At 67.4% G+C, this 20,104-nt stretch carries 18 protein-coding genes; all 18 read left to right on the top strand.

Features of this window, described 5'->3' with window-relative positions; all coding sequences use genetic code 11:
* Positions 1-6 precede the first annotated feature (6 nt).
* The gene (gene flgK / locus ABE543_RS02400) at positions 7-1,887 is read left to right on the top strand and encodes a flagellar hook-associated protein FlgK (RefSeq protein ID WP_346475242.1); all 1,881 of its coding nucleotides are present in this window, start codon (positions 7-9) and stop codon (positions 1,885-1,887) included.
* A complete protein-coding gene (gene flgL / locus ABE543_RS02395) occupies positions 1,884-3,086 on the top strand; it encodes a flagellar hook-associated protein FlgL (protein WP_346475241.1) in 1,203 nt (400 codons plus the stop codon). Before flgK ends, flgL begins: the two co-directional genes overlap by 4 nt.
* Positions 3,087-3,454: 368 nt before the next feature.
* Positions 3,455-4,672, top strand: a complete 1,218-nt coding sequence (locus ABE543_RS02390; protein WP_346475240.1) for a flagellin — start codon at positions 3,455-3,457, stop codon at positions 4,670-4,672.
* Between the two features lie 72 nt (positions 4,673-4,744).
* Entirely contained in the window at positions 4,745-5,977 is a 1,233-nt protein-coding gene (locus ABE543_RS02385; protein ID WP_263178186.1) for a flagellin, read from the top strand.
* Positions 5,978-6,063: 86 nt separating this feature from the next.
* Positions 6,064-7,242, top strand: coding sequence for a flagellin (locus tag ABE543_RS02380; RefSeq protein WP_322522758.1), 1,179 nt, complete (start codon positions 6,064-6,066; stop codon positions 7,240-7,242).
* A 436-nt stretch (positions 7,243-7,678) separates the two neighbouring features.
* Complete coding sequence (gene fliD, locus ABE543_RS02375) at positions 7,679-9,094, top strand: flagellar filament capping protein FliD (RefSeq protein WP_053519585.1); 1,416 nt, start codon at positions 7,679-7,681, stop codon at positions 9,092-9,094.
* A gap of 130 nt (positions 9,095-9,224) precedes the next feature.
* Positions 9,225-9,641 carry a flagellar export chaperone FliS gene (gene fliS, locus ABE543_RS02370; protein WP_053519586.1) on the top strand — a complete coding sequence of 139 codons (417 nt, stop codon included), beginning with the start codon at positions 9,225-9,227 and terminating at the stop codon, positions 9,639-9,641.
* On the top strand, positions 9,638-9,931 hold the full coding sequence (locus ABE543_RS02365) for a hypothetical protein (RefSeq protein ID WP_053519587.1): 294 nt from the start codon (positions 9,638-9,640) through the stop codon (positions 9,929-9,931). Before fliS ends, ABE543_RS02365 begins: the two co-directional genes overlap by 4 nt.
* A complete protein-coding gene (locus ABE543_RS02360) occupies positions 9,928-10,506 on the top strand; it encodes a PilZ domain-containing protein (protein WP_053519588.1) in 579 nt (192 codons plus the stop codon). The genes ABE543_RS02365 and ABE543_RS02360 overlap by 4 nt, the downstream gene beginning before the upstream one ends.
* Before the next feature lie 91 nt (positions 10,507-10,597).
* Positions 10,598-11,230, top strand: coding sequence for a response regulator transcription factor (locus ABE543_RS02355; RefSeq protein ID WP_053519589.1), 633 nt, complete (start codon positions 10,598-10,600; stop codon positions 11,228-11,230).
* 269 nt (positions 11,231-11,499) lie between these two features.
* Entirely contained in the window at positions 11,500-12,909 is a 1,410-nt protein-coding gene (gene rpoN / locus ABE543_RS02350) for an RNA polymerase factor sigma-54 (RefSeq protein WP_053519590.1), read from the top strand.
* Positions 12,910-12,923: 14 nt separating this feature from the next.
* Positions 12,924-13,301 (top strand): response regulator transcription factor, encoded by a 378-nt coding sequence (locus ABE543_RS02345; RefSeq protein ID WP_053519591.1) that lies wholly within the window; start codon positions 12,924-12,926, stop codon positions 13,299-13,301.
* Positions 13,298-14,803 carry a sigma-54 dependent transcriptional regulator gene (locus ABE543_RS02340; RefSeq protein WP_053519592.1) on the top strand — a complete coding sequence of 502 codons (1,506 nt, stop codon included), beginning with the start codon at positions 13,298-13,300 and terminating at the stop codon, positions 14,801-14,803. Before ABE543_RS02345 ends, ABE543_RS02340 begins: the two co-directional genes overlap by 4 nt.
* Positions 14,804-15,062: 259 nt before the next feature.
* Positions 15,063-15,428: a flagellar hook-basal body complex protein FliE gene (gene fliE / locus ABE543_RS02335; RefSeq protein WP_053519593.1), complete on the top strand. Its 366-nt coding sequence runs from the start codon at positions 15,063-15,065 to the stop codon at positions 15,426-15,428.
* 12 nt (positions 15,429-15,440) lie between these two features.
* On the top strand, positions 15,441-17,087 hold the full coding sequence (gene fliF, locus ABE543_RS02330; RefSeq protein ID WP_065176166.1) for a flagellar basal-body MS-ring/collar protein FliF: 1,647 nt from the start codon (positions 15,441-15,443) through the stop codon (positions 17,085-17,087).
* 7 nt (positions 17,088-17,094) lie between these two features.
* Positions 17,095-18,081 (top strand): flagellar motor switch protein FliG, encoded by a 987-nt coding sequence (gene fliG / locus ABE543_RS02325; RefSeq protein WP_053519595.1) that lies wholly within the window; start codon positions 17,095-17,097, stop codon positions 18,079-18,081.
* Positions 18,078-18,719: a FliH/SctL family protein gene (locus ABE543_RS02320; protein ID WP_053519596.1), complete on the top strand. Its 642-nt coding sequence runs from the start codon at positions 18,078-18,080 to the stop codon at positions 18,717-18,719. The genes fliG and ABE543_RS02320 overlap by 4 nt, the downstream gene beginning before the upstream one ends.
* Positions 18,716-20,101 (top strand): FliI/YscN family ATPase, encoded by a 1,386-nt coding sequence (locus ABE543_RS02315; RefSeq protein ID WP_053519597.1) that lies wholly within the window; start codon positions 18,716-18,718, stop codon positions 20,099-20,101. Before ABE543_RS02320 ends, ABE543_RS02315 begins: the two co-directional genes overlap by 4 nt.
* Positions 20,102-20,104 lie beyond the last annotated feature (3 nt).

Below are 20,104 nucleotides of genomic sequence, written 5' to 3'. Positions count from 1 at the left end.
AACCCCATGTCCAGCGTACTTTCCACCGGTACCGGTGCCCTGCTCGCCTTCCAGCGCGCCCTGGCAACCACCAGCCACAATGTGGCCAACCTCAACACGCCGGGCTACAGCCGGCAGAAGGTCAATTTCGCCACGGCCGATCCGCAGAACTTCGGCTACGGCACGGTGGGCAACGGCACGCGCATCACCGACATCCGGCGCACTGCCGACCAGCTGGCGATCTCGCGCCTGCTCGACAGCAGCGGTGAGCTGGCACGCCTGAAGCAGTTGTCCGGCATGGCCGACCGAGTCAACGCGCTGTTCTCCGACGCCGCCACCAACGTCGCAGGCGTCTGGTCCAGCTTCTTCGATTCGGTCAGCGGCCTGTCTTCCAATGCCTCCGGCACGGCCGACCGGCAGAGCATGCTGGACGGTGGCGAGGCCCTGGCCAACCGTTTCGTGCAGCTCAATACCCATCTGAACAACCTCAACAGCGAGGTCAACAACGGCCTGCTCGCCGGAGCGACCGAGGTCAACCGGCTGGCGCAGGAAATCGCCCAGATCAACGGCGCCATCGGCACCAACATCGCCAGCGCGGCCCCGGACCTGCTCGATCGCCGCGACCAGCTGATCTCGCAGCTGATCGGCTATACCGGTGGCACCGCGGTGATCCAGGACGGCGGCGTGATGAACGTCTACACCGCTGGCGGCAACGCACTGGTGGTCGGCACCACCGCCACCCGGGTCACCACCGTGGCCGATCCGTACCAGCCCGAGCGCCTGCAGCTGGCACTGGAAACGCAGGGCAACACCATCACCCTGGATCCCAAGGCCGTCGGCGGCCAGATCGGTGGGCTGATGGAGTTCCGCGACACCGTGCTGACCCCGGCGCAGGCGGAGCTGGGCAAGCTGGCGATCGGCCTGGCCGACAGCTTCAACCAGGTCCACCACCAGGGCGTGGATCTCTACGGCCAGCTCGGCGGTGACTTCTTCAACATCGGCACGCCGCGGGTGACGGCCAACAGTGGCAACAGCGGGACGGCCAGCATCAGTGCCAGCTTCGGCGATCTCGGCAAGCTGGACGCGCAGAACGTCGTCCTGCAGTTCGATGGCACGCAGTGGAAGGCGAGCCGCGCCGACACCGGCGCCAGCATTCCGTTGACCGGCACCGGCACTGCTGCCGATCCGCTGGTGATCAACGGCGTCGAGCTGGTGGTCGGCGGCACGCCGGCAATCAACGACCGCTTCCTGCTGCAGCCCACTGCCGGCGTGGCCGGCAGCCTGGAGATCGCCATCACCGATCCCTCGCGCATCGCAGCCGCGGCTGCCGTGAAGGGCGCCGCCGCCACCGCCAATACCGGTACGGGCAAGCTCAGCGGCGTCTCCGTGACCGATGCCGGCCATGCGGACCTGCGCAATCCTGCGGCGATCGTCTTCACCTCCGCCACCACCTACACCATCGATGGTGGCCCACCGCAGACCTACACCCCGGGCCAGACCATCAGCGCCAACGGTTGGAGTTTCGTTCTCGACGGTGCACCACGCACCGGCGACACCTTCAACATCACCCCGACCCCGGCCGGCTCTTCGGACAACAGCAACGCGGCAAGGCTGGCCAAGGTGGAGAGCGCCAAGGCGTTCAGCAGCGGCACCGTCACCCTGAACGGCGCACTGGGCGGGCTGACCACCCAGGTCGGCGCGGCAGCGCGCTCGGCCGAGTACTCGCTTGAAGCGCAGCTGGTGATCAACGAGAAGGCCCAGGACGCGCGCGACGAAATCTCCGGCGTCAACCTGGATGAGGAGGCGGCGAACATGCTCCGCCTGCAGCAGGCCTACCAGGCCGCCTCGCAGTTGATTTCCACTGCCGACAACATGTTCCAGACCATCCTGGGAGCCGTCCGCCGATGAGCAGCCGCATCTCCACCGGAATGATGTTCAACCAGTCGGTGACGCTGATGCTGGCCAAGCAGGCCAAGCTCAATCACCTGGAGCAGCAGATCGCCACCGGCAGCAAGATCGTCAGCGCCAAGGACGATCCCGTGGCCGCGGGCACCGCCGTGGGCCTGGACCGCAGCCTGGCGGCACTCGAGCGCATGGGCCTCAACGCCGGCAACGTGCAGAACCGGCTCGGCGTGCAGGAGAACACACTGGCCCAGGTCAACGATCTGATGGGCCGCGTCAGCGATCTGACGCTGCAAGCCAGCAATCCGGCGCTGAGCGCCGCGGACAAGAAGACCCTGATCACCGAGCTGAACCAGATCCGCGACGGCCTGCTGTCGCTGGCCAACAGCAGCGACGGTACCGGCCGCTATGTATTCGGCGGCACCCATGACGGCGATCCGCCGTTCGCCAAGATCGACGGCAAGGTGGTCTATCGCGGCGACCAGACCCAGCGCCAGGTGGAAGTGGGGCCGGACACCTACGTGCTCGACGCCCTGCCCGGCAGCGAGATCTTCATGCGCATTCCGACCGGCGATGGCTTCGTCGACGGCAGCGCCGCCGCAGGCAACACCGGCAAGGGCGTGCTGACCAACATCACCCGCGACGGCAGCGACAGCTGGAACGGCCAGGCCTTCAGCGTGCGCTTCACCGCCAGCGACCAGTACGAGGTGCTGGACGCAACGGGCAACGTGACCAGTACCGGCTCCCTGAAGCCCGGCGACGAACTGGAAGTGAACGGCGTGCGCCTGCAGATCACCGGCGCTGCCGAGCCCGGCGATACCTTCAACGTGCAGCCGGCCGGCAGCCGCGACATCTTCGCGACGATGGACAAGCTGATCGCCGCACTCGACGGCGATACCGGCAGCACCGCGCAGCTGGCGGCGCAGCAGAACCAGCTGCAGAGTGCGTTGCGTGACGTCGGCCGCGCGTCCGAGCGGATGATCGATTCGCGTGCTGCCGGCGGCTCGCAGCTCAAGGCGCTGGACAATGCAGCGGACATGCGCGAAGCCAACAGTGTGACGTTGAAGACCACCCTGTCACAGATGCGCGACCTGGACTACGCCGATGCCCTGAGCCAGTACCAGTTGCAGAGCACCGCGCTGCAGGCTGCACAGACGATCTTCTCGCAGATGCAGTCGATGTCGCTGTTCAACAAGATCGGCTGATCCGTTTCCCGCACACGCCCATGAAGGCCGCGATGCCCTGCATCGCGGCCTTTTTCGTTTCCGCAGCACCCTGCCGCTGCCTCGCCCGCCGGTGCGCCGCGCGCGTTCATTGACGACCCGCGCCCAGGTCCGCCCCACCCGGCGCCACCAGCGGCGCCCGCCCCCCCTGCCCGCCCCCCTTCCAGGGCGGTGAAACCCCGGAAAAACAGCGTCCCGCGGGCTTTTTCCGGTTCATCGGAATTCACGCCTAAAGGTTGTTGACAAAGCGCCGTTATTCATTTGGCAACGGCGAAGCACACAGCCAAACAAAAAACAGGCGGCGCTTCGTTCCATTCACCTACGGGTTCCAAATAAGAGGAGACGACCCCATGGCACAGGTAATCAACACCAATACGATGTCGCTCAACGCTCAGCGCAACCTGAGCACCAGCGGCAACTCGCTGGCCACCACCATCCAGCGCCTCTCGTCCGGCCTGCGCATCAACAGCGCGAAGGACGACGCCGCCGGCCTGGCGATCTCGGAGCGTTTCAGCACCCAGATCCGCGGCCTGGACGTGGCCATCCGCAACGCCAACGACGGCATCTCGCTGGCCCAGGTCGCCGAAGGTTCGCTGAGCGAAGTCGGCAACAACCTGCAGCGCATCCGCGAACTGGCCGTGCAGGCCTCCAATGCCACCAACTCCAGCAGCGACCGCAAGGCGCTGCAGGCCGAAGTGACCCAGCTGGTCAGCGAAATCGACCGCGTCGCCAAGCAGAGCGACTTCAACGGCACCAAGCTGCTCGACGGCAGCTTCACCAGCCAGCTGTTCCAGGTGGGTGCCAACGCCGGCCAGGCCATCGCCATCAACAGCGTGGTCGACGCCAAGGCCAACTCGCTGGGCGCGACGACCTTCGTCAACGCTGGCAGCGCCACCCTGGATGACGCAGCCGTCGATGCCGCCGCCGGTACGCTGGCCAACATCACGGTGGGCGACGTCAGCATCGGCGACGTCACGTTCGACTACACCACCCCGCCAGGCGCGCCGGCCACCGCGGCCGAGATCGCTGCGGTGCGCAAGGTCAACCAGGACAACGCCACCAAGGCGCTGGCTGCTGCCCTGAACGGCAAGATCGGCGAAACCGGCCTGCATGCCGCGCAGTCCACCACCGCGGGCGAAGTCACCCTGACCTCGGTCAAGGCCGACAACACCGTGGCCGGTGTGACCGTGAAGATGGGGCCGACCGCCACCGCAACCGATCTGAACGCCCCCGCCGCCGGCACCGCTGCCGCCCACGTCGCCGACATCAAGATCGATACCGTCGCCGGCGCCCAGCAGGCCCTGGAGATCGTCGACAAGGCCCTGGAATCGGTCAACAGCGTCCGCGCCGACCTGGGCGCGATCCAGAACCGCTTCACCTCGGTGGTCGCCAACCTGCAGACCTCTTCCGAAAACCTGTCGGCCTCGCGCAGCCGCATCCGCGATACCGACTTCGCCAAGGAAACCGCCGAACTGACCCGCACCCAGATCCTGCAGCAGGCCGGCACGGCCATGCTGGCCCAGGCCAACCAGGTGCCGCAGAACGTGCTCAGCCTGTTGCAGCGCTGACATGAGCCGCTCCCGGGGCACGTCGGGGGCGTCTGACCCAACTCACGTGCAACCGCTCAAGGACCTCTCCTCATGGCACAAGTCATCAACACCAACACGATGTCGTTGAATGCTCAGCGTAACCTGAGCACCAGCGGCAGCTCGCTGGCCACCACCATCCAGCGCCTGTCCTCCGGTTCGCGCATCAACAGCGCCAAGGACGACGCCGCTGGCCTGGCGATCTCCGAGCGCTTCGGCACCCAGATCCGCGGCACCGATGTGGCCATCCGCAATGCCAACGACGGCATCTCGCTGGCCCAGGTCGCCGAAGGCTCGTTGACCGAGATCGGCAACAACCTGCAGCGCGTCCGCGAGCTGTCGGTGCAGGCCGCCAATGCCACCAACTCGGCCAGTGACCGCAAGGCGCTGCAGGCCGAAGTGACCCAGCTGGTCAGCGAAATCGACCGCGTCGCCAAGCAGTCCGAGTTCAACGGCACCAAGCTGCTGGACGGCTCGTTCTCCAGCCAGCTGTTCCAGGTCGGTGCCAATGCCGGCCAGGCCATCGCCATCGACAAGGTGGTCGATGCCAAGGCCGACGCGCTGGGCAATGCCGTCTTCGACTCCAACTCGATCACGATCGAAGAAGGTGGCTCGTTGGCAGCCGATGCCGGCAAGGAAATCACCTATTCCGGCCTGACCATCGGTGGCGGCAGCCTGACCTCGGCGATCAAGATCGCCGACGTCAAGATCACCTCCACCGGCGACGCCGCCAAGGACCAGGCTGCCCTGGCCGCGGCGACCGTGACCGCGATCAACGCCAAGATCGGTGAGACCGGCGTCTACGCCGAACTCGACGGCACCACCGCCGGCAAGATCAACCTGACCTCGGTGAAGGAAAGCGTCGACAAGGACGGCAAGTTCGTCGCCATGTCGGCTACCGCGGGCGCCAGCACCGGCGTCGCCGGGTTCGACAGCGATGCCGCCACCGCCAGCCCCAGCGCCGCAGCGGGCAAGCTGCTGAAGGACGTCGACATCAGCACCGTGAAGGGTGCCCAGCAGGCGCTGGAAGTGGTCGACAAGGCACTGGGTTCGATCAACAACACCCGCGCCGACCTGGGTGCGATCCAGAACCGCTTCACCTCGGTGGTCGCCAACCTGCAGACCTCGACGGAGAACCTGTCCGCCTCGCGCAGCCGCATCAAGGACACCGACTTCGCCAAGGAGACCGCTGAACTGACCCGTACCCAGATCCTGCAGCAGGCCGGTACGGCCATGCTGGCCCAGGCCAACCAGGTACCGCAGGGCGTGCTCAGCCTGCTGCGCTGATCCGCACCGTGATCGACTCCCGGGCGCCGGCCAGGCCGGCGCCCGGACCCTGAACCACGCACCACCTCCGCCAAAGGAAATGCACCATGGCACAAGTCATCAACACCAATACGATGTCGCTGAATGCTCAGCGCAATCTGAGCACCAGCGGCGCCTCGCTGGCCACCACCATCCAGCGCCTGTCCTCGGGCTCGCGCATCAACAGCGCCAAGGACGACGCCGCCGGCCTTGCGATCTCCGAGCGCTTCGGCACCCAGATCCGCGGCACCGACGTGGCCATCCGCAATGCCAACGACGGCATCTCGCTGGCCCAGGTCGCCGAAGGTTCGCTGACCGAGATCGGCAACAACCTGCAGCGCATCCGTGAGCTGTCGGTGCAGTCGTCCAACGCCACCAACTCGGCCAGCGACCGCAAGGCCCTGCAGGCTGAAGTGACCCAGCTGGTCAGCGAAATCGACCGCGTCGCCAAGCAGTCCGAGTTCAACGGCACCAAGCTGCTGGACGGCTCGTTCTCCAGCCAGCTGTTCCAGGTCGGCGCCAACGCCGGCCAGGCCATCGCCATCGACAAGGTGGTGGACGCCAAGACCGAATCGCTGGGCACCGCGACCTTCGCCACCGGCACTACGGCTGCCCTGGCAGCGGGCGGCGACGGCGCACGCATCACCGGTACCGTGATGGACGTGGATATCGGCACCGTCGAGATCAAGGCCGGCGCGACCACCGAAGAGGCCGCCAAGGCCGTGGCCACCGCCATCAACGCCAAGATCGGTGAAGCCGGCATTTACGCAGAAGCCAACAGCAACGGCACCCTGAAGCTGAGCTCGGTGAAGGAAGGCAAGGATGTCGTTGCCGCCGACATCGCGCTGGAGCGCAGCGACCTGACGGCCGCAACCGGCGTGTGGAGTGCAAAGACTGCAGTCGCGGCCTACGCCCCTGGCACCGCCACCGATGCCAGCGTGCAGAAGCTGGACGTGAGCACCGTGCTCGGCGCCCAGCAGGCGCTGGAAGTGGTCGACAAGGCACTGGGTTCGATCAACAACACCCGCGCCGATCTGGGTGCGATCCAGAACCGCTTCACCTCGGTGGTTGCCAACCTGCAGACCTCGACGGAGAACCTGTCCGCGTCGCGCAGCCGCATCAAGGACACCGACTTCGCCAAGGAAACCGCTGAACTGACCCGTACCCAGATCCTGCAGCAGGCCGGTACGGCCATGCTGGCCCAGGCCAACCAGGTACCGCAGGGCGTGCTCAGCCTGCTGCGCTGATCCATGGCAAGAAGGTACCGCTGCCGCCGGTCGAACCGGCGGCAGCGGCAACCCGACAGCCACGGCGCACGCAGGCGCGGGCCATGCCCGGCCCGGGACGCTTCCCGAACCGGCTTGGCATCGCCCGCCCCTGCGGACCTCTGTTTCAGCGCTGTACCTTTGACTGTACGCACCGGGCGGCTTCGTCTCCCCCCGATTGTCAGTAGCCTGATCCCTCCCCTGCTTTGGGGGAGGGTTTTTTGCAGACTCCCGGCAGCCTGCGTCGTCCCGACCGCACCCTGCCCCGTCACTCCTGCAACCTGCATGCCAAACCTGCCGTCCGGCACTGGCACGGCGCATGCATCAACGAAGTCCTCAAGACCCAGCGGCGCAGGCCGCTATTTTCGTTGACGACGGGCGGCCGCAGCGCGGCGCCCGGATTACCAGGAGAAACGACGTGGCAGACTTTGGATACGGTGGCATCGGCTCGGGCCTGGACATCTCCAGCATCGTCAGCCAGCTGGTCGCGGCCGACCGCAAGCCCGCCGACAATGCGCTGAACCTGCAGCAGTCCAAGACCAAGATGCAGCTGTCGTCGATCGGCACCGTCACCGCGGCCTTCGACAAGCTGAAGACCGCACTCACTGCACTGAAGGCCACCACGGCCTTCGACACCCGCACGGTCACCGCCAGCAAGGGCGGCAGCGGCGGTACCGACGAGATCCTGACGGCCAGCGTGGCGCTGTATGACGTCGGCACCACCAAGGCGGCAGCGTCCAATGGCACGCACATCATCGACGTCAAGTCGCTGGCGACCGCACACAAGCTGATCGCCGACACCTCCGTGCCCAAGACCGATACGTTCGCCGCCGGAACCTTGACGTTGACCGTCGGCGTCGGCGACAAGGCCAAGACCATGAACGTGGAGGTCGAGGAAGGCGACACGCTGACCACGATCCGCAACAAGATCGACGCCGCCGGCCGCAAGGAAGGCGTGCAGGCCACCCTGATCAGCTCCGGCGACAACCAGTACCTGTCGATCGCACAGGAAAAGACCGGCGCGGCAAACGCGATCAAGCTCGAATACGCCGGCAGCGACCCGAAGTTGGGAGCGCTGGTCGGCAGCCTGAAGCAGAACACCGCGGCCGCCGATGCCAAACTGACCATCGATGGCGTTGAAGTGGTGAGCGCCAGCAACACCGTGGCCGACGCCGTGCCGGGCCTGACCCTGAACCTGAAGAAGGAAGGACAGAGCACGGTCACGATCAGCACCGACACGGCCGCGGCGACCAAGGTGATGCAGGATTTCGTGACCGCGTACAACGCGGCCATCGCCGCCATCAACACCGAAACCAAGTACGACGCCAAGACCAAGGAAGCGGCAGCCCTCACCGGCGACGCACAGATGCGCGGCGCCGCCAGCCAGCTGCGCTCGGTGATGTCGGGCGTGCTCAAGTCGTTGTCCGGCGATGGCCTGGACGCCAAGGCCATCGGCCTGCAGACCCGTGGCTACCCCAATGCCGATGGCAGCCTGGTGCTTGATACCACCAAGTTCGCTGCCGCGCTTGCCAGCCAGCCGGAGAAGATCCGCCAGGCGATCACCGGCGATGCCGGCGGTGCGGGCCAGCTGTACTCGCTGGTCGACGGCTACGTGAGCACGACGGTCGGCAAGGAGGGTGCGTTCGTTGCCCGCACCAAGGGCCTGAACAACACCCTGGACAGCATCGACAAGCGCCGCAAGGACCTGGATACCCGCATGGTCGGCGTGGAGGCACGGTACAAGAAGCAGTTCCTCGCACTGGACAGCCTGATGGGCAAGCTGCAGCAGAGCAGTTCGGCGCTGCAGCAGCAGCTGGCGCAGTTGAACGGTTGACGGACGACGCGCGCGGCACTCAAGTTTGGTGCCGAACGCACCGATAACGGACGCAACAGCAATCATCGCGGTACTGCCGGCAGTGATCGTCACGATCCTGCTGCAGCACCCAGCGCAAGGAGAATCACGAATGTACGGTTCCAGCCGTCAGTACGCCGAGCAGTACCGCCAGGTGGGTGTGACCAGTGCGGTCACCGATGCCGATCCGCACAAGCTGGTGGCCCTGTTGCTGGCGGGCGCGCTGGAGCGCGTGCGGCGCGCGCTGGCCAGCCTCGAGCGCGGCGACCATGCCGGCAAGGGCAAGGCGATCGGCGAGGTCTGCGCCATCGTCGGCCACCTCAACGGCTCGCTGGACCATGAGGCCGGCGGCGAGATTGCCGGCAATCTTTCGTCCCTCTACGACTACGTGCTGCAGCGCCTGACCGAGGCCAACCTGCACAACGACCGCGCCGCCCTGGACGAATCGCTGCAGCTGCTGGGCGAGATCGACAGCGCCTGGAACGCAATTCCGCACGAGCAGCGCCGTACGGCAGCGGTGGCACCATGAGCCTGCAGGCACTGCATGCGCAGCTGGATGCTTTCGAGAAGGCGCTGGGTGAAGATGCCTTCGACACCGCCGACAGCCTGCTCGAAGGCCATGACAGCAAGCTGCACGCGCTGTTGAGCCAACCGCTGGCGGCCGCCGACCATGCGCCCCTGACCGCGCTGTTCGAACGCCAGCAGAGCCTGCTCACCCTGCTGCGCCATCGCCGCGACGCGGTGGCCGTGCAGCTGCACGATGGACGGCGCTCCCTTCGCGCCGCGCACGCGTACCTGCAGGCAGAATCGCTGGCATGACCCTCCTGCCGACCACGTCGCTGCATCACCCGGCCGAAAGCGAGCTGTTCGACGAGACGCTCAGCTGCGAACTGGCGCTGCCGGTCGAGTTCCAGGCCGGCAATGCGGCGGGACGTACCAGCAGCGCCGAAGGCCTGCTGCGCAGCCTGGCGCTGGTCGAGGACAGCCGTGTCGATGAACACGACGAGCGCAGCGAGGCCAGCCTTCCGCTGCAGCGGCTGGAAGCCAAGCTGGATCTGGCCATGGTGCTGCTGGGCCGGCTCGTGCGCCAGCAGGGCCCGGCATTGACCCTGCGCCCGGTGCGCTGGTCCCGGCGCGGCATCCGCCTGCAGCTGGGGCCCCGCAGTGGCGCGGCCCCGGGCCAGGCCGGCGTGGTCCGCGTGCAGCCCAGCGACTGGCTGCCCGACCATATCGATCTGCCGGTGGAAGTGGTTGCCGAGGCCGCCGATGGCAGCGGAGGCCACTATCTCTGGCTGCGTTTCCATCGCCTCGGCGACGGGCTGGAAATGGCCATGGAGCGGCATCTGTTCCGCCTGCACAGACGTCAGGTCGCCGAAGCAAGGCGGGCGCGCTGAACCCTGGCACGCCCGCCCGCAACGGACGACGCTTGGCTCGCCCGTTCAGCTAAGTTAAGGTGGACTCCCCTCCCGGACCTCCAGCGTGCCTGTGCGAGTTCTCATCGTCGACGATCACACCCTGGTCCGCGCCGGCCTGGCGCGGCTGCTGCAGGGGTTTGCCGACGTGCAGCTCGTGGCCGAGGCCAGCAACGCCGAGCAGGCGCTGCAACTGGCCCTGCAGCACGCGCCGGACGTGGTGCTGATGGATCTGTCCCTGCCCGGACGCACCGGCCTGGAAGCACTCAGCGACATCCGCATGCGCGCACCCGGCACCCGGGTGGTGATGATGACCATGCACGATGATGCCGCCCACGTGCGCGACGCACTGGATCGCGGTGCCGTCGGCTTCGTGGTCAAGGATGCCGCTCCGCAGGAACTGGAACTGGCGCTGCGCGCTGCACACGCAGGCCAGGTGTTCCTGAGCCCGCAGATCTCGGCGAAGATGCTGGCGCCCATGCTGGGCCGCGAGAAGCCCACCGGCATCGCCGCGCTGTCACCCCGCCAGCGCGAGATCCTGCGCCGCATCGGCAAAGGCGAAAGCAACAAGGAAATCGCCGCCGACCTCGGCATCAGCGTCAAGACCGTGGAAACCCACCGCGCGCGCATGATGGAGTCGCTGGGGTGCCGCCGCGCCAACGACCTGCTGCTGCTCGCCGCCCGCCACCAGCACGAGCTGGAGTGACCGCGCCATCCGGATGACGGGTTCCCGTCACCCCCACAGGCACTGACGGAATCCCGTACACGCCGGCACGACGCCCCGACCGCGTGCGCAACGGGAAATCAATGGCTTGCGACCGGGAAACGTCAACATCCCGCGCCGATGTCGGGAAAACCCCTACACGCTGTCGGGTAATTCACCAACCACCTCAGGAACCCCCTGATTCCGCACCTGCCGGATCAGAAGCAAGATGCGTTCCACAAGGCGTCGGGGAGCGGCGCCGGGGAACCACGATGAAGGCTGCACTCTCGGCCCAGCTGGGCCAACAACTTCACCTCACCCCGCAGCTGCTGCAGTCGATCCGGCTGCTGCAGCTGGACGGGCTGCATCTGGAACAGGAAATACAGCGCCTGCTCGACTCCAACCCGATGCTGGAGATCGAGGATGCCGAAGCACCTGCACCCGAACCCGGCGACGCCGGCGCCACCACGCTGGAAACCGCGGCGTTCGACGAGCTGCCGGAATCCTCGATGTGGGACGTTGCCGGCGCCAGCTGGCAGGACGGCGACGACGACCGGATGGCACGCATCGCGGCGGGCGAATCGAGTGATCCGCAGCTGCGCGTGCTGCAGCGGCTGGCACTGGACCTGGACGACCGCGAGCTGGCGGTCGCCGCCTTCTGGCTCGAGCATTGCGATGACGCCGGCTATCTGCAGGCACCGCTGGCACAGCTGCAGCTGCTGGCCAGCGCCCAGTTCGACATCGCTGCCGATGGCGTGGAAGCGGTCCGCCAGCGCCTGCTGCATGGCGAGCCCGCCGGCATGGCCGCGCGGGACCTTCGCGAAAGCCTGCAGGCCCAGCTGCGCAGCCTGGACGGCGTGGTTCCTGCGCGGCATCTGGCTACCCGCATCCTTGCGGGCGCGCTCGAGCCGCTGGCCGCGCACGACTACCCCGCCCTCGCCCGCCTGCATGACGCCGAGATCGGTGACGTGCGCGAAGCAGTGCGACTGATCCTCTCGCTGCAACCCCGCCCGGGTGACAACCTGCTGCCGGAACGCAATGCCGTGGTGGTACCGGACGTGGTCGCCTGGCACGCCGACGGCCAGTGGAAAGTGGCCCTCAATCCGGCGACCAGCCGCCGCGTATCGATCAACACGCAGTACGAACAGGCGCTGGCCGACAGCAACGAGGCTGCACCGGCGCTGCGCGAGATGCTGCAGGAAGCGCGCTGGTTCAGCCGTGGCCTGTCGATGCGCTATGACACCCTGCTGCGTACCGCGCGGGTGATCGTCGAGCGCCAGGCCGCGTTCCTGGTCCGGGGCGAGGAAGCGATGGCGCCGCTGACGCTTAAGGAAGTGGCGGAGGAGATCGGCATGCACGAGTCCACCGTCTCGCGCATCACCACCGGCAAGTACCTGCAGACGCCGCGTGGCACCTTCGAGCTGAAGCACTTCTTCGCGGTGCGCCTGGAAGGCGCCAGCGTCTCCGGCCAGGCGGTGAAGGCCATGGTGCGCCGCCTGATCGATGCCGAGCCGGCCGGTCGGCCGCTGGCCGACGAGGCCATCGCCGCCCTGCTTTCGCGCCAGGGGGTGAACATTGCCCGCCGAACCGTCGCAAAATACCGAGAACAACTGGATATCGCCCCGGCCCGCGAACGGCGCCGGCTCAGCGCCAGGCAACCGCAGCTGGCCCGGGTGGGCTGAAAAGGATGTTGGACATGAACACGCTCACGGTCCTGCTGGTCGACGACCACGAAGGTTTCATCAACGCAGCGATGCGCCATTTCCGCAAGATCGACTGGCTGCAGATCGTCGGCAGTGCCGGCAACGGCCTGGAAGCGATCGAGCGCTCGGAGACCCTGCGCCCGCAGGTGGTGCTGATGGACCTGGCAATGCCGGAAATGGGCGGCCTGCAGGCGACCCGCCTGATCAAGTCGCAGGATGACGCCCCGTACATCGTCATCGCCAGCCACTTCGATGACGCCGAGCACCGCGAGCATGCACTGCGTGCCGGCGCCGACAATTTCGTCAGCAAGCTGTCCTACATCCAGGAAGTGATGCCAATCCTGGAAGGCCTCAGGGAGGATCGATCGTGAGCGAGTCGCGCATCCTGGTGCTGGACAACGACGCCGTGCGTGCCGAACGCACCGTTGCCCTGCTGGAATTCATGGACTTCAATCCGCGCTGGGTTTCCGACGCGGCCGATTTCGACCTTGGCCGGCAGCGCCAGAGCGACTGGATGGCGGTGATCGTCGGCAGCCTCGACGACAGCGCCGCCAGCACCGCCCTCTACGCATGGCTGGGTGGCAGCAGCCTGCCGCCGCCGGTGCTGCTGGCCGATGGCGAGGCCAGTGCCTTCGCCCACCGCCACGGCCTGCATGAAGCCAACATCTGGCCGCTGGAGACGCCGCTGCGCCATGCGCAGATGGAAGCCCTGCTGCGCCGTGCCAGCCTCAAGCGCCTGGATGCCGAGCACCAGGCGGGCGCCGTGCAGGAGCAGGGACCCACCGGCAATGGTGCCGCTGTGAGCGCGCTGCGCACGATGATCGACCAGGTCGCGGCATTCGACACCACCGTCCTGGTGCTGGGCGAGTCGGGCACCGGCAAGGAAGTGGTCTCGCGCGCCATCCACCAGCGCTCGCCGCGCCGTGACGGACCGTTCGTGGCGATCAACTGTGGCGCCATTCCAGCCGACCTGCTCGAGAGCGAACTGTTCGGCCACGAGAAGGGTGCCTTTACCGGCGCGCTGACCGCGCGCAAGGGCCGCTTCGAAATGGCGGAGGGCGGCACCCTGCTGCTGGATGAGATCGGCGACATGAGCCTGCCGATGCAGGTCAAGCTGCTGCGCGTGCTGCAGGAGCGCAGCTTCGAGCGTGTCGGCGGCAACCAGACCATCCGCTGCAACGTGCGGGTGATCGCAGCGACCCACCGCGATCTGGAGAGCCGGATCGCCGACGGCAAGTTCCGCGAAGACCTGTTCTACCGCCTCAATGTGTTCCCGATCGACGTGCCGGCCCTGCGCGAACGGCGCGAGGATCTGCCGGCACTGGTGGAAACCATTGCCGCGCAGCTGGCGCGCACCGGCCGCGGCGAAGTCCGTTTCACTGCCGAAGCCCTGCAGGCGCTGGCGGGCTACGAATGGCCAGGCAACGTACGCGAGCTGACCAATCTGGTCGAACGCCTGGCGGTGCTGCATCCGGGTGGTTCGGTCCGCGTGCAGGACCTTCCCGCGCGCTACCGGGGCGACGCCCTGCTGGCCCCCGTCAGCACCCCGGCGGCGGTACCGGCAGCACCCAGCGAAGAGCGATTGGACCTGCGCAGCTTCTCCTTCCACACCCCCGGCAGCGGCGGCCAGCCGTCGCTGGAGCACGGCATCGCGGTCAACCGCGCTGCGGCTGCCACGGCCCTGCCCGACGACGGCCTGGACCTGCGCAACCACATGGCCAGCATCGAGCTGGGCCTGATCAATGAAGCGCTGGAGCGGACGCAGGGGGTGGTCGCCCACGCCGCGCAGCTGCTGGGCCTGCGCCGCACCACTTTGGTGGAAAAACTGCGCAAGTACGGCATCGAACGCGAGCAGGCCGAACTGGCCAGCTGAGCGTGATCGCCAGCATGAAGGGGGCACGGACGCCTGGGCTTGCCCGGGCGTTCGTGTATCCGGCGGCCGCCGGCAAGGCCAAAAAACCGACGCCGGTTCACTGACACCGGCAGATGACGACAGCGTATCGGCACGCCAGCTCGCCCGTCCTCCGCCGAACGCAAACTTCCGTCACGTTTCTGAACCACTCAGGCGTTCCGGCACGGCACTTGCAGTGATCTCTGCAGATTCCCCATCCCTGTTCCTGGAACCGTTGCAGATGTCCCACTCCGTCACTTCGATCCTTTCGCAGATCCGCACCTACCAATCCCAGATGGGACAGCCGGTGCTCAATCCGCTGGCTGAAGCGCCGCGCAGCAATGCCCTTCCTGGTGCGGTGCTGGATGCGCCGCAGGTGCAGCCGGCCAGCTTCACCGAGACCCTGCGCGGTGCGATTGCCGGCGTCAACAATGCGCAGCAGACGTCCGGCGCGCTGGCCAAGGCGTTCGAGATGGGCGAACCCGGCGCCGACCTGGCCAAGGTGATGGTCGCCTCGCAGCAATCCCAGATCGCCTTCCGCGCCACCGTGGAAGTCCGCAACCGTCTCGTCCAGGCCTACCAGGACGTGATGAACATGCCGCTGTAAGGAACTTGACGCATGGCACTGACGCTTTCCAAGGACAGCCTGAACGCCGAGAAGGCGGGGCAATGGTTCGACCGCCTGCAGAGCCTGCAGATCACCCGTCGGCTGGGGCTGATGGCGATGATCGCAGTGGCGGTGGCGGCGGGCCTGTTCGTGTTCTTCTGGTCGCAGAAGCCCGGCATGGTTCCGCTGTATACCGGCCTGGACCAGAAGGCCACCGCTGAAGCGACCGACCTGCTGCGTGCAGCGCAGATCCCGTTTGCCCTGGACCCGGCAACCGGTGGCATCACCGTGCCGGAGAAGAACCTGCATGACGCCCGCCTGAAGCTGGCCGGCTCCGGCCTGACCGACAGCGGCAAGCTGGGCTTCGAGCTGATGGAGCGCGACCCGGGCTTCGGTGTCAGCCAGTTCGTGGAAAGCGCGCGCTACCAGCACGCGCTGGAAACCGAACTGTCGCGCACCATCAATACGCTGCGACCGGTGCGTGATTCACGCGTGCACCTGGCCATCCCCAAGCCCAGTGCCTTCACCCGCCAGCGCGACGTCGCCAGTGCTTCGGTGACCCTGGAACTGCGCGGTGGCCAGCAGCTGGAACGCAGCCAGGTGGATGCGATCGTGCACATGGTCGCCGCCAGCATTCCGGACCTGTCGCCGGAACGGGTGACCGTGGTCGACCAGAGCGGGCGCATGCTCAGCATCAGCGACCCGAACAGCGAAGCGGCGGTCAACGCCGCCCAGTTCGAGCAGGTCCGCCGGCAGGAGACCTCCTTCAACCAGCGCATCCGCGAGTTGCTGGAACCGATGACCGGCCCGGGCCGCGTCAATCCGGAAGTCAGCGTGGACATGGACTTCTCGGTCACCGAGGAAGCGCGTGAGCTGTACAACGGCGAGCCGGCCAAGCTGCGCAGCGAACAGATGAGCGAGAACACCACCAGCACGCCCGGACCGCAGGGTGTGCCTGGCGCAACCAGCAACACGCCTCCGGGCCAGGCTGCGCCGCCACAGACCGCGCAGACGCCGAGCGAAAGCAGCAAGAACGCCACGCGCAACTACGAGCTGGACCGCACGCTGCAGCACACCCGCCAGCCGGCCGGCCGCATCAAGCGCGTGTCGGTGGCGGTGCTGGTGGACAACGTGCCGCGCCCCGGCGCCAATGGTGCACTTACCCCGCAGCCGCTGTCGGCTGCCGAACTGACCCGCGTCGAGGCGCTGGTCAAGCAGGCCGTCGGCTTCAGCGCCGAGCGGGGCGATACGGTCTCGGTGATGAATGCCCCGTTCGTGCGCGAGACCACACCGGTGGAAGGCCCGGCCTGGTGGGAGCTGCCGTGGGTGCACGATGCCGGCCGCATGCTGCTGGGGGCCATTGTGGTGCTGGCGCTGCTGTTCGGCGTACTGCGTCCGGCGCTGCGTGCCATCACCGGCCAGGCGAAGAAGCACGACCCGCTGGCACTGGAACCGCATACCGCTGACGTGCAGCTGGTCGATGACGATGGCAGCCCGCTGCCGGCCCTGGGTGCCGAGCGCGCTGGCCTGGGTGGACCGGAGGCACTGGCCCTGCCGGTGGACTCCTACGAGGAACGACTGCGGATGGCCCGTGAAGCCGTGAAGACCGACTCCAAGCGCGTGGCCCAGGTGGTCAAGGGTTGGGTGGCCAATGACTGAGGTACCGCTGACCGGAGTGCAGCGCGCCGCCGTGCTGCTGCTGTCGCTGGGTGAACTGGACGCGGCCGAAGTGCTGCGTCACATGGAACCCAAGGAAGTCCAGAAGATCGGCATCGCGATGGCCACCATGTCCGATATCACCCGCGAACAGGTGGAACGGGTGATGGACCAGTTCGGCCAGGAGCTGGGCTCCAAGACCTCGCTGGGCGTGGGGTCGGACGACTACATCCGCAACATGCTGGTGCAGGCACTGGGCAGCGAGAAGGCCGGCAACCTGATCGATCGCATCCTGCTGGGCCGCAACACCACCGGCCTGGATGCGCTGAAGTGGATGGATCCGCGCGCGGTCGCCGACCTGGTCCGCAACGAGCACCCGCAGATCATCGCCATCGTCATGGCCCACCTGGAAACCGACCAGGCCGCCGATGCGCTGAAACTGCTGCCCGACCGCACCCGCGTGGACGTGCTGCTGCGCATCGCCACCCTCGATGGCATTCCGCCGAACGCACTCAATGAACTCAACGAGATCATGGAGCGCCAGTTCGCCGGCAACCAGAACCTGAAGTCATCCAACATCGGCGGCGTGCAGTGCGCGGCCAACATCCTCAACTTCATGGACAGCGGCCAGGACCAGGCGATCCTGGGCGAGATCGCACGCATCGACGCGCCGTTGAGTGGCCGCATCCAGGACCTGATGTTCGTGTTCGACGACCTGGTCGATCTGGACGACCGCGAGATGCAGCTGGTGCTGCGTGAAGTCAGCGGCGAGCGGCTGGGGCTGGCCCTGCGCGGCGCCGACATCAAGGTCCGCGACAAGATCACCCGCAACATGTCCCAGCGTGCCGCCGAGATCCTGCTGGAGGACATGGAGGCCCGTGGGCCGGTGCGTCTGTCCGACGTGGAAGGCGCGCAGCGCGAGATCCTGGCCATCGTCAAGCGCATGGCCGATGAAGGCACCATCACCATCGGCGGCAGCGCGGAGGCCATGCTGTGAGTACGGTCGTGCGCTGGCTCGCCCCCGACCTGCTGGCCCAGCCGGAACCCGTGCTGGAACAGGAGGACGCGTCCGGGCATGCCGGGCCGGACCCGGAGCACGAGCCGGAACCGCCGCTGCAGTTGCCGACCCTGGAAGAGATACAGGCCATCCAGGACAGTGCCGAGAAGGAAGGCTTCCAGCACGGCCATGCGGAGGGCTATGGCCAGGGCCAGGCCGAGGTGCGCCGGCTTGCCGCGCAGATCGAGGGCATCCTGGACAACTTCAGCCGCCCGCTGGTCCGCCTGGAGAACGAGGTGGTCGGTGCGCTGGGAGAGCTGGCGGTCCGCATCGCCGGTGCCCTGGTCGGTCGCGCCTACGAGGCCGAACCGGCGCTGCTGGCACAGCTGGTCGGCGAAGCCATCGATGCGGTCGGCGGCAGCACGCGCGAAGTGGAAGTGCGCCTGCACCCGGACGACATCGCTGCCCTCGCCCCTTTGCTAACCCTGCCACCGCAGCAGCGGCTGGTGGCCGACACCAGCCTCAGCCGCGGCGACCTGCGCGTGCATGCCGAGGCCGTGCGCATCGACGGCACTCTCGAAGCCCGCCTGCGTGGCGCGCTGGACGCAGTGATCCGCCAGACCGGAGCGAACGCATGACGGCCGAAACGCCACTGCCGCCGCCTGCGGCCGACTGGGCCCTGGCCCGCAATCTACGGTTGGCCCGTCGCCTGGACGGGCTGCGCGTGGACACCGCACACGGCCGTGGCCTGATCCGCGAAGGCGTGCTGCGCCGTGCGGTCGGGCTGACCCTGGAAGCGGTCGGCTGCGAAGCACCGCTGGGGGCCAGCTGCAAGGTCGAAGTGGTAGACGGTGGCTGGGTGGATGCCGAAGTGGTCGGCTTCGCCGGTGAGCGCACCTACCTGATGCCCAGCGCCGAACTGCATGGCCTGTTGCCCAACGCGCGGGTCGTGCCGTCGGCACGGCGCGGCGGCGTGGAAGTGGGCGAAGGCCTGCTCGGCCGGGTGATCGACAGCGATGGCGTGCCGCTGGACGGGAAGGGCCCGATCCGTGCCGAAGGCCACGTCGGCATGGCCGGTGTGTCGATCAATCCACTCGCGCGCGAGCCGATCACCCAGCCACTGGATGTGGGCGTGCGCGCCATCAACGCACTGCTGCCGATCGGCCGTGGCCAGCGTGTCGGCCTGTTCGCCGGCTCCGGCGTCGGCAAATCGACACTGCTGGGCATGATGACCCGCTACACCGCTGCCGACGTCATCGTGGTCGGGCTGATCGGCGAACGCGGCCGCGAAGTGCGCGATTTCGTCGAAACCACGCTGGGCGAGGAAGGCCTGCGCCGCGCGGTGGTGGTCGCCAGCCCGGCCGACCGGCCACCGCTGGCGCGCCTGCATGGCGCCTACCGTGCAACCGCCATTGCCGAATGGTTCCGCGACCAGGGCCTGAACGTCCTGCTGCTGATGGACTCGCTGACCCGCTTCGCGCAGGCACAGCGCGAGATCGGCCTGTCGGTGGGCGAACCGCCGACCACGCGCGGCTACCCGCCGTCGGTGTTCGCCAAGCTGCCCGCGCTGGTCGAACGCGCCGGCAACGGCGCCAAGGGGCGCGGCTCCATCACCGCGTTCTACACCGTGCTGACCGAAGGCGACGATCCGCAGGATCCGATCGCAGACGCCGCACGCGCGATCCTCGACGGCCACATCCTGCTGTCGCGCCGGGTCGCGGACAGCGGCCTGTACCCGGCCATCGACGTGGAATCGTCCGTCAGCCGCGTGGTCACGGAAATCGCCGACGAACCGTGGCGCCTGCGCATCCGCAAGCTCAAGCGGCTGGTGTCGGCCTACTCGGCCAACCGCGACCTGATCGCCATCGGCGCCTACCAGCGCGGCAACGACGCAGCCACCGACGAAGCCCTGGAACGCTGGCCGGAAATCATGGAATTCCTGGGACAGGACGTGGCCAAGGCCGCGGATCTCCCGCACAGCCAGGCGGCGCTGCAGCGCCTGGTGGAAAACGAGGTGTAAGCG

Source organism: Stenotrophomonas sp. TWI169 (genome assembly GCF_039674705.1).
Classification (GTDB): domain Bacteria; phylum Pseudomonadota; class Gammaproteobacteria; order Xanthomonadales; family Xanthomonadaceae; genus Stenotrophomonas; species Stenotrophomonas maltophilia_P.
Note: the sequence above shows the minus strand (reverse complement) of the source record. Positions and strands in the feature narration are given on the sequence as shown.

Coding starts and splice junctions, on each gene's coding strand:
- flgK (WP_346475242.1), top strand. CDS start 7: ATGTCCAGCGTACTTTCCACCGGTACCGGTGCCCTGCTCGCCTTCCAG.
- ABE543_RS02380 (WP_322522758.1), top strand. CDS start 6,064: ATGGCACAAGTCATCAACACCAATACGATGTCGCTGAATGCTCAGCGC.
- ABE543_RS02385 (WP_263178186.1), top strand. CDS start 4,745: ATGGCACAAGTCATCAACACCAACACGATGTCGTTGAATGCTCAGCGT.
- ABE543_RS02365 (WP_053519587.1), top strand. CDS start 9,638: ATGAGCCTGCAGGCACTGCATGCGCAGCTGGATGCTTTCGAGAAGGCG.
- fliS (WP_053519586.1), top strand. CDS start 9,225: ATGTACGGTTCCAGCCGTCAGTACGCCGAGCAGTACCGCCAGGTGGGT.
- flgL (WP_346475241.1), top strand. CDS start 1,884: ATGAGCAGCCGCATCTCCACCGGAATGATGTTCAACCAGTCGGTGACG.
- fliE (WP_053519593.1), top strand. CDS start 15,063: ATGTCCCACTCCGTCACTTCGATCCTTTCGCAGATCCGCACCTACCAA.
- ABE543_RS02360 (WP_053519588.1), top strand. CDS start 9,928: ATGACCCTCCTGCCGACCACGTCGCTGCATCACCCGGCCGAAAGCGAG.
- ABE543_RS02315 (WP_053519597.1), top strand. CDS start 18,716: ATGACGGCCGAAACGCCACTGCCGCCGCCTGCGGCCGACTGGGCCCTG.
- fliF (WP_065176166.1), top strand. CDS start 15,441: ATGGCACTGACGCTTTCCAAGGACAGCCTGAACGCCGAGAAGGCGGGG.
- rpoN (WP_053519590.1), top strand. CDS start 11,500: ATGAAGGCTGCACTCTCGGCCCAGCTGGGCCAACAACTTCACCTCACC.
- ABE543_RS02345 (WP_053519591.1), top strand. CDS start 12,924: ATGAACACGCTCACGGTCCTGCTGGTCGACGACCACGAAGGTTTCATC.
- ABE543_RS02390 (WP_346475240.1), top strand. CDS start 3,455: ATGGCACAGGTAATCAACACCAATACGATGTCGCTCAACGCTCAGCGC.